The following is a 14871-nucleotide window of genomic DNA, read 5'->3' as shown; positions in this document are numbered from 1 at the left end:
TTGCGGTGAAGGGAAGCCGTTGACCTTGTAGTCACTACAAAGAATAGCTTGTGGGCATGACGGTCTCATCCCGCCCCACTTTGTCTGCCCTGAAACTGGCCTGTCTGGCCGGCCTCGCCATCGCTGGCACCACGCTCGCGCCTCTGGACGCCGCAGCCCAGGACGCCCCGCCGGCCGCCGGCCCACGCGCCACGGCCCGCATCACCGTGCAACACGACGGCGCCCCGGTACCGGGTGTGCGCGTGCGCGCGTTGATCGACCCCACGGCCGCGACACCCGACACCGTGAGCGCCCTGACCGACGCCCGCGGCACAGCCACGCTGCAAGTGACGCCCGGCGCTCGTGCCTTCCTCTCCACTCGCGTGGGCTTCCGGCCGGACACGCTGCGCGCGCAATTGGTGGCCAATCAGGACACGAGTTTCGTGGTCACCATCGAGGCGCTGCACACCGAGCTCACGGGCATGGTCGTGTCGGCCACCCGCTCGGAGCGGCGCGTGGAAGACACGCCATTGCGCGTGGAGGTGATCGACGAGGAGGAAATCGCCGAGAAGGTGGCGATGACCCCCGGCGACATCGCCATGATGCTGAACGAGACCAGCGGCCTGCGTGTGCAGACCACCAATCCGTCACTTGGCGGTGCCAACGTACGCGTGCAGGGCCTGCGCGGACGCTACACGCTCATTCTGGCCGATGGCTTGCCGCTCTATGGCGGACAGGCCGGTGGCCTCGGGTTGCTGCAGATCCCGCCGGTGGATCTGGGCCGCGTGGAAGTCATCAAGGGCACGGCGTCGGCGCTGTATGGCAGTTCGGCGCTGGGCGGCGTGATCAATCTCGTGAGCCGCCGCCCGGCCGATGACCCGGAACGCACCATCCTGCTCAACCAGACTTCGCGCGGCGGATCGGACGCGGTGTACTTCGGATCGGGGCGTCCGGCGGATGGTGTGGGATACACGCTGCTCGCTGGTGCCCATCGGCAGAGTCGTCGCGATCTCGACACCGATGGCTGGACCGACCTGCCGGGGTATGAGCGATTTGTGGTGCGTCCGCGGCTCTATCTCGACAACGGCCGCGGTCGGTCGGCGTTCCTCACCACCGGCGTGACCGTGGAAGATCGCACGGGAGGCACAGTGCCCGGCGCGACGGTTCCTGGTGGTGGGTCATTCGGAGAATCCTTGCGCACGCGGCGCGGGGATGTGGGCGGATTGCTGCGATGGACCCTGGGCGACGGAACTGGTGAGGACACCGATTCCGACGCCCGTCCGGCCGTGTTGTCGCTGCGCGCATCGGCCATGCAGCAGCGACACGATCACGTGATGGGTGCACAGTCGGAGAAGGACAACCACGGCACCTGGTTCGCAGAAGCGACCATTGCCAAGCCGACCAACCGCGCTGTGTACGTGGCCGGTGTGGCCGCGCAGCAGGATCGCTATCGCAACACCACGTTCGGTGCATTCGACTACACGTTCACCGCACCTGCCGCGTTCCTGCAGGCCGATGTGGACGCCACGCGGTGGTTGTCGCTCTCGACGACCGCGCGCGTGGACTTTCACAGTCACTATGGCACGGTGTTCAATCCGCGCGTGTCGATGCTCCTGCGCGCTCCGGATGTGCCCACGCTCGACGGCTGGACCGCGCGCTTCTCGGCTGGCACCGGTGCGTTTGCGCCCACGCCGTTCACGGAAGAAACCGAAGCGACCGGGCTCGCACCACTGCGGCCACTGGGCCCACTCAGCGCCGAGCGCGCGGGTGGTGGATCGATCGACATTGGCGGCCCGGTGCGCACGGGATGGGGGCAACTGGATCTCAATGCGACGGCCTTTGGCTCGCGCGTGACATCGGCCCTGCAGGTGCGTGATGCCGGCGGCACGACACCCAATGGTGCGACGCGCATCGAGTTGATCAACAGTGCGGCACCCACGCGCACCTGGGGCGGTGAGTTGCTGGCGCGTTTCACGCGGCCGCTCGGTGGCGAAGGCGATGCTCACGACGACGACGCACCAACCGCCAATGCCAACAGTCATGAAAACGCGCGCAAGGACACACCGCGTGAGGTGCATGACGATGAACACGGCGAAGGCGCCGTATGGCGCACCACGGCGAGTGTGACGGTGCTGCGGGCCACCGAGTGCGCGCCCGAGCAGTCACTGGGGCGCTGCGTGCGACGCGATGTGCCACTCACGCCGCGGGCGAGTGCCGGACTTGTGAGCGCGGTGGAGTGGGAAGGCGTGCAGCGAGTGGGACTCGAGGTGTACTACACGGGCCAGCAGTCCCTCGAGGAGAATCCCTATCGGCAGACGAGCCGGCCCTATGTGATCGTGGGCCTGCTCGGCGAACGGGTCTTCAAGACGCCCATGGGCGCGATGCGGGTCTTCGTGAATCTCGAGAACATCACCAATGTGCGGCAGACGCGATTCGATCCATTGCGACTGCCCACACGTGGCATGGGTGGCCGTTGGGCCACCGACGCCTGGACCGACCTGGTGGGCTTCACCACCAACGCCGGCATCCGCCTGTCACTCTGACCAGGCGGCAGCGCGCTCGGCGATCCCGTCGATGGAGTCATCGACCGACTCATGCTCCGGCGGGCTGAACCACTCCCAGCGCATGCGGCCCACCGTCGTGGCCCCGTCGAAGTTGTTGCTCACCGGCCAGCCGATGCTGCGCAGAAACGCGCGGCTGTAACACGCCGGAGCACGTTCTCGCGGCAACGAATGAAACACCGGTAGTTCGTCGCGAGCGAGTGCGTCGCTCACCACGGCCGCCACCAGCATGCTCACGGCGGCCTCACGTTCCGGCTGGCTCACCAGCGGCATCTGCGCGGCGAGGCGATTCACATACGCCCGCACGATGCTGGCACTGGCCGACAGCACGGTTCCCGCATCGTCCGCGTGATGGCGGCGCGGCCCCGATTCAGCCATGCACTGCCGCCAGAAGTCGGACGAGCGCGAGAGGCGGGCCACTTCCTCGGCGCACCATTCCGTGAGTTCCTGCTCCGGATCGATGGGCGTGTTGGGCAGACGCACGGGGTGTTCTCCGTGCGCACAGGCCTGCAATGCCGCATCGAGCAACGCGTCCTTCGATCCAAAGATACGAAACAGCGTCACTTCATTGACGCCCGCCACTTCCGCGATGCGCTTGGTGGTGGCGCCGGCCGACCCGTGTCGGGCAAACACGCGGGCCGCGGCTTCGAGGAGGCGCGCACGCGCCTCCCCGGTGAGCCCGGCCGCGCGCGACGTATCGGTATGCACCGATGCGACGTTCGCAGTCATCTCAGTCTCCCCACGTTGGACCAGTGGTCATGCCGGCCGCTTCACGTTCTGCGTCGATCTCCTTTTCACGCTCCGGCGACACGATGCGACGCTTGATCCAGGCGCCGATGTCATCGAGGTAGCTGTACGCCACGGGCACCACGATCAGCGTGAGCATCGTGGAGGTGATGAGACCACCGATCACGGCGCGGGCCATCGGTGAGCGGAATCCACCACCTTCGCCCAGTCCAAGTGCCACGGGGATCATGCCGACCACCATGGCCAGCGTGGTCATCGTGATGGGGCGCAGTCGCACCGCGCCGGCTTCCACGAGCGCGGTGAACCGATCAGCGCCGCCCGCACGCCGCTCGTTGGCGTTGTCCACCAACAGAATGGCGTTCTTCACCACGAGACCCATGAGCATGATCACACCGATCATGGACATCATGTTCAGCGTGGAGCCCGTCAGGATGAGCGCAAGCAACACGCCCACCAGCGACAGCGGCAGCGACAGCATGATGGCGATCGGCTGCGTGAAGGATTCGAACTGCGAAGCCAGGATCAGGAAGATCAGGATGATGGCCAGCAGGAGCGTTTCCACCACGTAACCGCCCGTTTCGGCGAGCTGCTCGGTTTCACCACCCAGGGAGATGGTGTAGCCGGCCGGCAGCGCCAGCTTGGACACGCGCTCGGTGATCTGCGTGGAGGCGTCGGACAGCGAAATCTCCGGCGCGGTGTTGGCAGCGATAGTCACGATGCGCGAGAGACTCTTGCGATCGATCTGCGCCGGCGCGGTGCCCTGCTCCACGCGTGCCACATCACGCAGCGGCACGGTGGCGACGCGACCAGCGGTGCGTGTTGCCGTCGGCACCGGAATGGCACCCACGTCGTCCACCGAGCGGCGGAACTCCGGCGCCACCTGCACCACCACATCGCGCTCTTCACCCGACGGATCTTCCCAGCGCGTGGCCGTTTCACCAGCCATCAGCGGGCGGATCGTGGCCGCGGCCATACCAATGTCGAGACCGACACGGTTCGCCACTTCGCGATCGAGCACGATGCGATACTCGGGCTTGGGATCGCCCAGCGACGACTTGATGTCCACCACACCCGGGATCTGCTTCATCTCGGCCATGGCGAGCTGCGAGATGCGCTGCAGCTCGTTCACGTCGGGGCCACGGATTTCCACGGCGATCGGTGCAACAGAGCCGCCGAGACCACCGGCCACCAGTACGCTGGAGCGCATGCCATGCAGCGTGGCCAGTCGCTCACGCGCCGCGACCATCACCTCGGCCTGCGAACGCGAACGATCGGCGGCGGGGCTCAGCTTCACATAGATCTCACCCTTGGTGACTGTACCCGTCGCACCCGAGCCCACGGTGGTATAGGTGTACGCCACTTCCGGCATGCCCCGCAGTGACTCGATGGCGCGCTGTGCCTTCTCCTGCGTGTAAGCGAGACTCTGGCCTTCCGGTGTCTCGATCTGCACGACGAACTCGGAGTTGTCGGTGTCCGGCATGAAGCCACCACCGATGAACGGCACGAGCGCAAACGCACCCACCAGGCTCAGCACCGCGATGCCCATGGTGGACTTCCGGTGATTGAGCGCCCACGTGATGATCGAGCGATACTTGGCGGCCTGACGATCGAACCAGATGTTGAACCCGCCGATCTTGCGCGTCAGCCAGTTGCCACCATGTGCACCGGCCACGTGGGGGTTCACGCCCCACCAGGCGCTCAGCATCGGCGTCAGCGTGAACGACACGAACAGCGACACGAGCACGGCCCATGCGACCGTGAGACCGAACTGATAGAAGAACCGGCCGATGATGCCCTGCATGAACGCCACGGGCACGAACACGGCCACGATGGCCAGCGTGGTGGCGAGCACGGCGAGCACGATTTCGGCCGTACCGGTGCGCGCGGCGGTGAAGTGATCGCGTCCCATCTCTCGATGGCGAACGATGTTTTCCACCACCACGATGGCGTCGTCGATGAGAATGCCGATGGACAGCGATAGCGCCATCAGCGTGATCATGTTGAGCGTGAAGCCCAGGATGCTCATGAGCACGAATGACGAGATCACCGACACCGGGAGGGCGAGCGACGTGATGGCGGTGGCCTTCCAGTCGTTCAGGAAGAGCATCACGATCACGATGGTCAGCAGGGCGCCGATGAGCAGCTCCTTGATGACGTCGTCCACCGAGTGGCGGATATTCACCGAGTTGTCGCGGATGACCTGCAGCTCCACGCCGGCCGGCAGTGTGGTGCGCAACTTGGTCAGCGCCGCCTGCACACCGTCGGCCACGGCCACGGTGTTGGCACCCGACACCTTCACCACGTCGATGGACACGGCCCGTTCGCCGTTCACAAGCGCCAGCGAACGCTCTTCCTCCGTACCGATTTCCACGCGGGCCACATCGCGCACACGCACCGGCTGACCGTTGCGCAGGGCCACGATCACGTCCTCGAACTGCTTCGCGTCGGTGATACGGCCCGTCACGCGCACGATGCGCTCGTTGGCGCCCTGCTCCACACGACCAGCCGGCACTTCGAGATTCTGCGCCTGCAACGCGCCCATCACTTCGGGCACCGTGACACCACGCGCCTCGAGTTCGGCCGGCAGCAAGTTCACACGGATTTCGCGGGCCAGACCACCGGCCAGACGCACTTCACCCACGCCCGACACCGATTCGAGCTGACGGCGCAGGTCTTCGTCGGCAAACGTGGTGAGCTGCACCAGCGGCATCGTCTTGCTGGCGAGAGCCAGCGAGAGAATGGGCTGGGCCTGCGGATCGAGCTTCTGCACCACAGGCGGATCGATGTCCTCCGGCAGGTCACGACGGATGGTTTCGATTTTGGTGCGGATATCCTGCGCGGCCACGTCCACGTCGCGGCCGAGGTCGAATTCCACCACGACCTGCGACACGCCTTCGAGCGACACGGAGGTGATGCGATCGACACCCTGTACGGGGTTGAACGCTTCTTCCATGCGGCGCGACACTTCACGTTCGATGACTTCGGCGCTGGCACCCGGATAGATGGTCTGCACCGTCACCACCGGGATATCGACGTCGGGGAATTCGTCGATGGCCAGGCGATTGTAGCCGAAGATGCCGAGTACGATGAGGCCGACCATGAGCATGGTCGTGAAGACCGGGCGCCGAATGGCGACGCCACTCAGTCCTCCGCCGCCTCCAGCGCCCTGACCTGAAGATTGATTGGACATGGTGATTATTCCTTGGCCTTGGCGGGCGTGGTATCAGCTGCCGCGGGGGTCGTCGCCGGCGTGGCCGGAGCCGCACCGTCCGACGGAAGCACCTTCACCGTGCTGCCTTCGCGCAGCGTGCCGTTGGGCGTGCGCACGACCTGTTCGCCGGCGGCCACACCACTCTTCACGGCCACCACGCCGGCCGCGTCATCGCGCGCACCGATCACGACATCGCGCTTCACCAGCTTGTCGCCGGTGATCACGAACACGCGGCCACCGGTGCCATCGGCGGCGGCATCGAGCACCGCCGTGATGGGCACCACCACCGACTTGCTCGATCCCATGTCGATCTTGCCGCGCGCAAACTGACCACCCACGATGCGTCCGTTGGCGTTGGGCAGCTCCACGTACACACCCACCTGACGCGTGCCGGCATCGGCCACCGGGTCGACGCGTGCGACACGGCCGCGGAAGTTTTCACCGGCCATGGCGTCGAGCGAGAACTGCACCGTCTGGCCCGGCTTCACTCGACCGGCATCGGCCACACCGATCTGCCCCGACAGCTCCAGCACGCGGCTATCGACGATGGTGAGGATCTCGTCGTTCACACCCACCGCTTCGCCATTCTGACGGCTGCGCGCGCTCACCACGCCGGAGAAGGGCGCGGTCACCGTGGCGAAGCCCGCCGCTTCGTTGGCACTCGTGGCCTGCGCGCGGGCCGCAGCGGCCTGCGCCTGCGCAGCTTCGAACTGGGCTTCCGCCGTTTCCTTCTCGATAGCCGAGATGGCGCCCGCCGCAAAGAGCGCGCGCGAGGCTTCGGCCTGCTTGCGCGCCACGGCGAGGTTGGCGTCGGCCGCGGCCACCTGGGCCTTGGCACCAGCCGCCTGACTCACCACACCCGCCGCGCGAATGGCGAGCAAGCGCTGGCCGGCCTGCACCCGCGCGCCACGATCGACGCGCAGATCGGTGATGGTACCCGGTACCTGTGCACGCAGCACGACAATGTCCTTGGGCTGCAGCGCACCACTCAGCAGAATGGCACTGCCGATATCCGACTCGGTGGCGATCGCCACGTCTTCGGATCCCAGCATGAGGGCGCCGGCATCGGCCGTCGCCGTATCGGCGGCCTTGTCACCCGAGCCGCCGCATGCGGCCAGCGTCAGCGTGAACAGCGCCGTGGAAAACAATGAGATGGTCCGCAATGACGTGGTCCGCATGGTTCGGCGCGCGACGGGGTGTGGAGGAATCGATCCGGAAGCCGGCATGGCAAGCGAGCGAAGAAGAGAACGGGATGTACGGCGAGGATGCTGTTCGGACATGACTCAGTTCCTCGAGCCGAAGATGGAGTAACTGGGCGCGCGACCCAGTGCGCGCTCGACGTTGGCATCGGCGATATGGAAGTCGGCGATGGCCTGCGCGACGTTGGTGCGCGCCTGCAGGAGCGCGAGCCGGGCGTCGGACACTTCGAGCTGCGTCGACAAGCCGCGCTCGAATCGGAGCACAGTGAGATCGTGCACACGCTGTGCCTGATCCACCGTACGCTGGCGCGCCGCGATGGTGCTCAGCGCACGCTGCCGTTCACCGCGGGCCTGCTGGTACTGCAACTGCACACTTTCCTTGAGCTGCCCGAGCTGCAGACGCGCCTTGGTGAGCTCGATCTGCGCCTGCTGCGATTCCGCGCCGCGCCGGAAACCCGTGAACAACGGCAACGAGACACCGATGCCCGCCGACACGTCCTTGTTCCACGGGTTGTTCGTGAAACCGAAGGTGGTGTTGGGCAGGTTCTGCGCACCGTAGTTCACACGCAGGTCCACCTGCGGCAGATACGAGCCTCGGGCGATGCTGACCTGCTGCTGACGAATGGCCACCTGACGTTCCGCCACCGCGACGGCGGCACGCTGGGCAGCCACACGCGTCGGATCGGGCTCGCTGAGTGTGTCGGCTTGCAGCGCTGCGGGAGCGTCGAGCGCCGTGGTCAGACGCAATGGCTGCGTGAGCGGCATGTCGATGAGGCGCTTGAGATCGAGCGCGGCCACTTCGGCCGCATTGCGCGATTCCACCAGTTGCGGCCGCAGGTTTTCGGCCGACACTTCGGCGCGCAGCAAGTCGAGTTCCGAAGCCGTGCCGGCATCGAGTCGCAGCTTCTGCTGCGCCTGAAACGCCAGCGCCTGATCGAGTGCCGACTGGGCAATCGCTTCGAGCTGCTGGGCCAGCGCGGCCCGCACATATGACGTGCGCACCTGCATGGCGATCTGGCTCACCTGCTCGGTGAACTCGGACTGCGCTGCACGCTTGTAGTCGGACGCGATGCGCAGCGCGGCGCCGGTGCGCCCACCGGAGTACAGCACCTGGGTGCCAGTGATGGCCGCGACGTACGTGTTGGGCCGGCCCAGTGGCAGGTTGCCGAAGAGACCACCCAGGCCGCTCAGCGCGGCCTTGCCGGCGTTCTGTTCGATGTAGCGCAACCGCTCGAGAATGGAGGCCATCGAGTCCGGCAGGAACCTCATCGAGTCCGGCGTCGGCGCGGCGCGGACATTGAAGGGGGTGTAATAGGTGCGTGTGTAGTTGAGCGACGCATTCAGCTGCGGCAGCACCTGAGCGCGCGTCGCCGTGACATCGGCACCGGCGAGTTCGACGGCAGCCCGTGCGAGCTGCACTTCCTGGCTTTTGCCGAGGGCACGGCGGAGCGCGTCCTCGAGCGACATCTGGGCGCTGTCGGTGGGGCTGTCAGCACGCACTTGCGTGCAATTCGTACCCGACGCGCACGTCGCACGGTCCTGTGCGGCCGCAGCCGTGGTGGACGCAGCGAGGAGCAAGGCGACGCCGGCGACGCGACCGAGAGGCCGACGATAAGTGGAGTTGGCGCTGGACATGTGTGGAATGGGGTGTTTGTTCGCCTTGAATGATTAGAATCATCGTTCTAGAATGTCAATACTAGAAACTTGCGTCTATAATTTTGGTGACTTGGGAGGTACCATCCGCACCATGGATTCCAGCGATCAGAGCAATACCGGCAGTCACCGCGCGGTCGACCCATCCGCCCCTGGGGCCAAACGGGAACCGAGGCAGGAGCGGGGCCAGCGTCGCGTCGAGGAGATCCTGGACGCTGCCGAAGCATTGGTGCAGGAAGTGGGGGCAGCCGCCACCTCTGTACAGGAAATCGCCAAGCGGTCCGGCGCCTCGGTGGGGTCCATCTACCATTTCTTCCCCACCAAGGAGGCCATCTTCGATGCCCTCCGGGAGCGACATCGGGTGGAGGCTCGGCTGGTGGCCGAGGGGATCCGGCAAAACGCCCCGCAGTGGGCGACCCAGGACTTGGCCACGTTCGTGCGGGGGCTGGTTGGGCCGTTCACCGAACTGCTGAGTCGGATGCCGGCGTACCCCGAGCTGGCGGTGAACGCGGCGGGGCACCGCCTGCCGCGTGACGAGACCACAGACGCGAGCGTACGAGAGGCGATCCTGGTGGCGTTCACTCTCCGCTGGCCGCATACGACGCCGGAAGAACGTGCGATTCGTGCCGATGTGATGGACGCCATCGGTGAAGGGCTGGGCTCCCTGCTCTGCCAGACGCCGCATGCGCAGCAGCGGGCTGTGATGGACGAGTTCGGACGCGCCATCTATGGCTATCTGTGGACCCATGAGCCGCAGCCCTGAGCCCGTCGTGGGCAACCACTTGCCCGCGCGCTAGTTTCCGGAAATGCCGTCCATGCAGCGCGCGACGCGGCACTTGCCGCTCGTGCTCGTCCTTTGGCTGGCCCTGCTGCACGTGGTGCAGCCTTCGCCAGCAGTCCCGGTGTCGCTTCGCAGTGCGGAGCGCATGGGGATGGCGAGCGGCACCTGGACGTTCCAGAACACGCAACAGACCATCGCATCGGGTCCGCGAGTGGTGCTGCCGCGGTCGGGTGGCCCCCGCATGGCGCGCATCTCCACGCCGCCGGCCAGTGCGCTGCTGCACGCCACCCGTGTGGCTGGTGTCACGGCCATCGTGCGCGATCACGCGCCGACGGCTTCCGGGTCACCGTCGACCTCTCCGGCCTGGTTGCCCCAGCGTGACCCGGGCCTGCTGGCCTCTGCCGCGCGTCGCACGCTCGCGCAGCATCAGACCACGACACATCGGCTGGCGGCCCATGGCGGCGCGCTGCCCTACTTCCCGACCGCTCCACCGTTTCCGGGCTGACCCCACGGCGCTGCGCCTGACGCGCGCCTGCTGTGATTCCCGCGTGCATCGACCACCTGATGCGCGACCCGCTGACTGATCACGATGTCATCTCCGTGATCGCGCGTTTTCGTCAGAGTGCCCGGCTGGACATCCTCAGGGTGCCAGCAGGGATGCCAATAGAAGGCCCCGCTCGGATGGCACCGACGGATTCTGCGTGCATCGGAGCAGACATCGACACCTGGAGTATTCGATGTCATCTGTTGTTCCGTGGTATCGCCGTGAGACCGGTCTGGTCGTCACGATGGCCGGTTTCGTTCCTGCGCTGCTCGCGATCGTTGTGCCGATCACGCTGCGCCTGCCCCTGCTGGGGCTTGCCGGTGTGCTGCTCGCCGTCGGTCTCGTGATGATCATCCAGCGCGAGATGCGCCGGCCAAGCGAGCCCAAGTCGTAGTTGTTGGAGTTGTCCTGATTCATCGCGTCGAGGTCCCGGTGCGCCGGGGCCTCGATCCGCCTTCAATCGCCTGTTGCTTCTTGCCGTGACCTGATGCCCCACGATACCGCCCTCATCGCCACCATCGCCGCCGGCCTCGGTCTGGCGTTCATCTTCGGCCTGCTGGCCACGCGTTTCCGCCTCCCCCCGATTCTCGGCTATCTGCTCGCCGGTGTCGCGGTGGGCCCATTCACGCCGGGATTCGTCGCAGACCAAGCCCTCGCGTCACAGCTCGCCGAGCTCGGCGTGATTCTGCTGATGTTCGGCGTGGGCCTGCACTTCTCGATCGCCGACCTCATGTCGGTGCGTCGCATCGCGATCCCGGGCGCGCTCGCCCAGATCGCCGTGGCGACCGGTCTTGGTGCCGTGGTGTCGCACTGGTGGGGATGGTCGTGGGGCAGCGGTATCGTTTTCGGTCTCGCGCTGTCGGTGGCCAGTACCGTGGTGCTGCTCAAGGCGCTCGAGGAACGCGGCATTCTCGATTCCGCCGATGGCCGCATCGCCGTGGGCTGGCTGATCGTGGAAGATCTCATCACGGTGCTCGCGCTCGTGTTGCTGCCCGCGCTCGCGCCGATGCTCGGTGCTTCCCCGGAGACGGTGGCTGCCGCCGGAGACGTGGGCGGACACGCGCCGGCCGCCGGTGGAAGCCTGATGGGGACACTGGTCGTCACGCTGGCCAAGGTCGCAGCGTTTGTGGCTGTCATGCTCATTGTCGGGCGTCGCCTCATTCCGTGGCTGCTGACGCGTGTGATGAACACCGGTTCGCGGGAACTGTTCACGTTGGCCGTGCTGGCTGTCGCACTGGGTATCGCGTTTGGTGCCGCAGCGCTGTTCGGTGTGTCCTTTGCACTGGGGGCGTTCTTCGCCGGCGTGATCGTCAGCGAGTCCGACTTCAGTCACGAAGCAGCGACCAACGCCCTGCCACTGCAGGACGCCTTCGCCGTGCTGTTCTTCGTGTCGGTGGGCATGCTGTTCGATCCCACGATCCTGCTGCGCGAACCGGTGCACGTGCTGGCCGTGGTGTTCATCATCATGATCGGCAAGGCCATCGCGTCACTCGGTATCGTGCTGCTGTTCCGCTATTCGCTGCACACGGCGCTCACCATTTCGGCCAGTCTCGCTCAGATCGGTGAATTTTCGTTCATCCTGGCGGCACTGGGTGTGTCACTCGGCCTGCTGCCGAACGAAGCCACAGGACTCATCGTGGCGGGCGCACTGCTGTCCATCACACTCAATCCGTTCGTGTTCAAGACGGTTGAACCAATCGCGGCGTGGTTGCGCAGTCATCCGCGTCTGGCCGACCTGTTCGAGCGGGAAGTGGGGGAAATCGCGGAACTGCCGCCTTTCGTGAACGAAGACTCACTGCGCGATCATGCGGTGCTGATTGGCTACGGCCGTGTGGGTGCCCCGATCGGCGCCGAGCTGGCGCTGCACAAGGTGCCGTATGTGGTCATTGAAGCCAGCCGCGAGCGCACCGAGGTACTGCGTGAGCGGGACCTGCCGGTGATCTACGGTGATGCCACGCGCCCCGACATTCTCGAGGATGCCCACCTCGAGCGCGCGCGCCTGCTGGTGGTGGCCGCGCCTGATGCCGTACAGACGCGTGCCATCGTGGCGCTGGCCCGTCAGCTCAACCCCAACATCACCGTGCTGGTACGTACGCACAGCGACGAGGAGCGCACGTTCCTCGAGGGGCATGGCGCCAAGCAGGCGTTGGTGGGAGAACGGGAGCTGGCCGTGAGCCTCACCCGTCATGCCCTGCGTGAGTATGGGGTGGCCCATGACATGGAAGCGGTGGCCGCGCGGATGATCGGGCATCCCGCCTGACGTCACGCTGAGAGCACCGGCGTTAGCTTGAGTCGGGGGGCATACGCCCCCTCAAGCTACCAATCTCTCGAGGATGGTCATGCCGTTGGTCTCAGTCAATCGCCCACTGCGAAGGCTCGCCAAGTATTGGCTGGCGAGCCTTGCATTCGTGGGCGCTTGCGCGGGTGAGCGGACGGCAGGACAGAAAGCGGCGGAAGACACGGGTGTGGTGCTCACCGCCTTCGCCGCCGCCGACCTGCGCTTCGCCCTCGTCGATATCGCGAAGCTGTATCGGGAACAGGGCGGCGACAGCCTGGTGCTGGTGTTCGGGTCCACGGGCGACCTCACCACGCAGATCGTCAACGGCGCACCGGCCGATGTGTTCTTCGCCGCGAATGCGCAGGCCATCGACACACTGGCCGCGCGGCAGATGATCGTCGACAGCACCCGACGCGTCTACGCACTGGGCCGCCTGGCGCTCATTGCCCGCTGCCCCACGGTGCGTCTGGTGTCGCAGTCCACGGCGGCGCCCTGCCCGGCCCCGGCCCGTCTGCAGGACATCGCCGAGTCCACGGTGAAGTCCATTGCCATCGCCGACCCCGCGCACGCGCCCTACGGTCTGGCCGCGAAACAGGCCCTCGAGCGCGCCGGCCTCTGGAAAGCGGTGGAGCAGCGCATCGTGATGGGCGCCAATGTTGCACAGGCCTATCAGTTCGTGAGCACCGGCAACGCCGACGTGGGGCTGGTCGCGTTGTCGCTGGTGGCGCGTGAATCGCTGCTGGGGCACACGCTTGTAGACGCCACATTGCACGACCCGCTGCGGCAAACCGTGGCCGTACTGTCGGCCAGCACACAGCAGCCGGCGGCCGTGAAGTTCCTGGCCTTCCTGCAGAGCAAAGCCGCACAGGACGCCATGCACGGCTTTGGGTTCGCCAGCGATGGCGACACCAACAGCGACAGCAGCAACAAGTAGGCACACGCCGCCGTCGCATGTCGCTCCCCGCACTCGGTACCTGGCCCCTCGCGCTGTCGCTGTTCGTGGCGACACTGGCCACCGTGTGCGCGCTGCTCGTGGGTCTGCCACTCGCCTGGCTGCTGGCGCGTCGCCGTTTCCGTGGACGTGGTCTGCTGGAAGTACTGGTGCTGCTCCCCATGGTGCTGCCCCCCACCGTCATCGGGTACTACCTGCTGCTCGGGGTGGGCCGTCGCAGTCTGATCGGTCAGTGGTATGAATCGCTGATGGGCGCGCCGCTCGTGTTCACTCCAGGCGCCGCGGTGCTCGCCACGTTTGTGGCCGCGGCTCCGTTTCTCGTGCGCGCGGCGCAGGGCGGCTTCGAACAGGTCGACGCCAGCTACGAAGACGCGGCCCGCACACTGGGTCGCTCGGAGTGGTCCATCTTTCTCACCGTCACCACACCGCTCGCCTGGCGCGGCATTCTGGCCGGTACCGCGCTGTGTTTCGCACGGGCCATGGGCGAGTTTGGCGCCACGCTCATGCTGGCCGGCAACATTCCAGGACGCACACAGACGGCCAGCCTGGCCGTGTACGACGCCGTGCAGGCCGGTGACTTTGCGCGGGCTTCACGCCTCGCCGTGCTGCTCTCGCTCATGACCGGCGCGGCCTTGTGGGCACTCACGCGCGCAGGGCGTGCACCAGCCGATCCGTCTCGCGAGCTGCCGCGATGACCTCCGCCCCGACGATCAGCGGATTGCCCGATGCGGCGGCCGATCTGCCGGTGCTCGATGTGACCATTCGGCGCCAGCTGCCGGCGTTTGCGCTCGATGTCGCATTCACCATCCACAGTGGCATCGCCGCTTTGGTGGGCCCCTCCGGCTCGGGCAAGACACTCACCCTGCGTGCCATCGCGGGACTGCTGCACGTCACCGGCCGCATCGTACTCGACGCGCGCGTTCTGCTCGATATCAACGCCGCCCGCGCCCGGGTGGAACTGCCGGC

12 protein-coding genes are annotated in these 14871 nt (G+C 66.4%); 8 read left to right on the top strand and 4 right to left on the bottom strand.

Going from position 1 to position 14871, the window contains the following annotated elements; genetic code table 11:
* Window positions 1-56: 56 nt before the first annotated feature.
* A complete protein-coding gene (locus tag VGE27_RS04415; RefSeq protein WP_331048420.1) occupies window positions 57-2522 on the top strand; it encodes a TonB-dependent receptor plug domain-containing protein in 2466 nt (821 codons plus the stop codon).
* Here VGE27_RS04415 and VGE27_RS04410 read toward each other — a convergent pair.
* The 4 genes from VGE27_RS04410 to VGE27_RS04395 all read right to left on the bottom strand — a co-directional run bounded on the left by VGE27_RS04410 (window position 2514) and on the right by VGE27_RS04395 (window position 9332).
* On the bottom strand, window positions 2514-3269 hold the full coding sequence (locus VGE27_RS04410) for a helix-turn-helix domain-containing protein (RefSeq protein ID WP_331048419.1): 756 nt from the start codon (window positions 3267-3269) through the stop codon (window positions 2514-2516). The genes VGE27_RS04415 and VGE27_RS04410 overlap by 9 nt on opposite strands.
* Window position 3270: 1 nt before the next feature.
* A complete protein-coding gene (locus VGE27_RS04405; protein WP_331048418.1) occupies window positions 3271-6477 on the bottom strand; it encodes an efflux RND transporter permease subunit in 3207 nt (1068 codons plus the stop codon).
* Between the two features lie 5 nt (window positions 6478-6482).
* The gene (locus tag VGE27_RS04400) at window positions 6483-7676 is read right to left on the bottom strand and encodes an efflux RND transporter periplasmic adaptor subunit (protein WP_331048417.1); all 1194 of its coding nucleotides are present in this window, start codon (window positions 7674-7676) and stop codon (window positions 6483-6485) included.
* 105 nt (window positions 7677-7781) lie between these two features.
* Window positions 7782-9332 carry a TolC family protein gene (locus VGE27_RS04395; RefSeq protein ID WP_331048416.1) on the bottom strand — a complete coding sequence of 517 codons (1551 nt, stop codon included), beginning with the start codon at window positions 9330-9332 and terminating at the stop codon, window positions 7782-7784.
* A 112-nt stretch (window positions 9333-9444) separates the two neighbouring features.
* Here VGE27_RS04395 and VGE27_RS04390 point away from each other — a divergent pair, with 112 nt between their 5' ends.
* From VGE27_RS04390 to VGE27_RS04360, 7 genes are all read left to right on the top strand, one after another.
* Complete coding sequence (locus tag VGE27_RS04390) at window positions 9445-10113, top strand: TetR/AcrR family transcriptional regulator (protein ID WP_331048415.1); 669 nt, start codon at window positions 9445-9447, stop codon at window positions 10111-10113.
* Window positions 10114-10156: 43 nt separating this feature from the next.
* The gene (locus VGE27_RS04385) at window positions 10157-10636 is read left to right on the top strand and encodes a hypothetical protein (protein ID WP_331048414.1); all 480 of its coding nucleotides are present in this window, start codon (window positions 10157-10159) and stop codon (window positions 10634-10636) included.
* A 232-nt stretch (window positions 10637-10868) separates the two neighbouring features.
* Window positions 10869-11069 (top strand): hypothetical protein, encoded by a 201-nt coding sequence (locus tag VGE27_RS04380; protein ID WP_331048413.1) that lies wholly within the window; start codon window positions 10869-10871, stop codon window positions 11067-11069.
* A gap of 93 nt (window positions 11070-11162) precedes the next feature.
* Window positions 11163-12935 carry a YbaL family putative K(+) efflux transporter gene (ybaL, locus tag VGE27_RS04375; RefSeq protein WP_331048412.1) on the top strand — a complete coding sequence of 591 codons (1773 nt, stop codon included), beginning with the start codon at window positions 11163-11165 and terminating at the stop codon, window positions 12933-12935.
* Window positions 12936-13014: 79 nt separating this feature from the next.
* On the top strand, window positions 13015-13887 hold the full coding sequence (modA, locus tag VGE27_RS04370) for a molybdate ABC transporter substrate-binding protein (RefSeq protein WP_331048411.1): 873 nt from the start codon (window positions 13015-13017) through the stop codon (window positions 13885-13887).
* Window positions 13888-13904: 17 nt separating this feature from the next.
* Entirely contained in the window at window positions 13905-14600 is a 696-nt protein-coding gene (gene modB / locus VGE27_RS04365; RefSeq protein WP_331048410.1) for a molybdate ABC transporter permease subunit, read from the top strand.
* On the top strand, window positions 14597-14871 hold a 275-nt coding region (locus VGE27_RS04360), incomplete at its 3' end, for an ATP-binding cassette domain-containing protein (RefSeq protein ID WP_331048409.1). The genes modB and VGE27_RS04360, both read left to right, overlap by 4 nt.

This window comes from Gemmatimonas sp., assembly GCF_036405635.1.
Taxonomy (GTDB): Bacteria; Gemmatimonadota; Gemmatimonadetes; order Gemmatimonadales; family Gemmatimonadaceae; genus Gemmatimonas.
The sequence above is the reverse complement of the archived record's forward strand: the minus strand, read 5'-3'. Positions and strand labels throughout refer to the sequence as shown.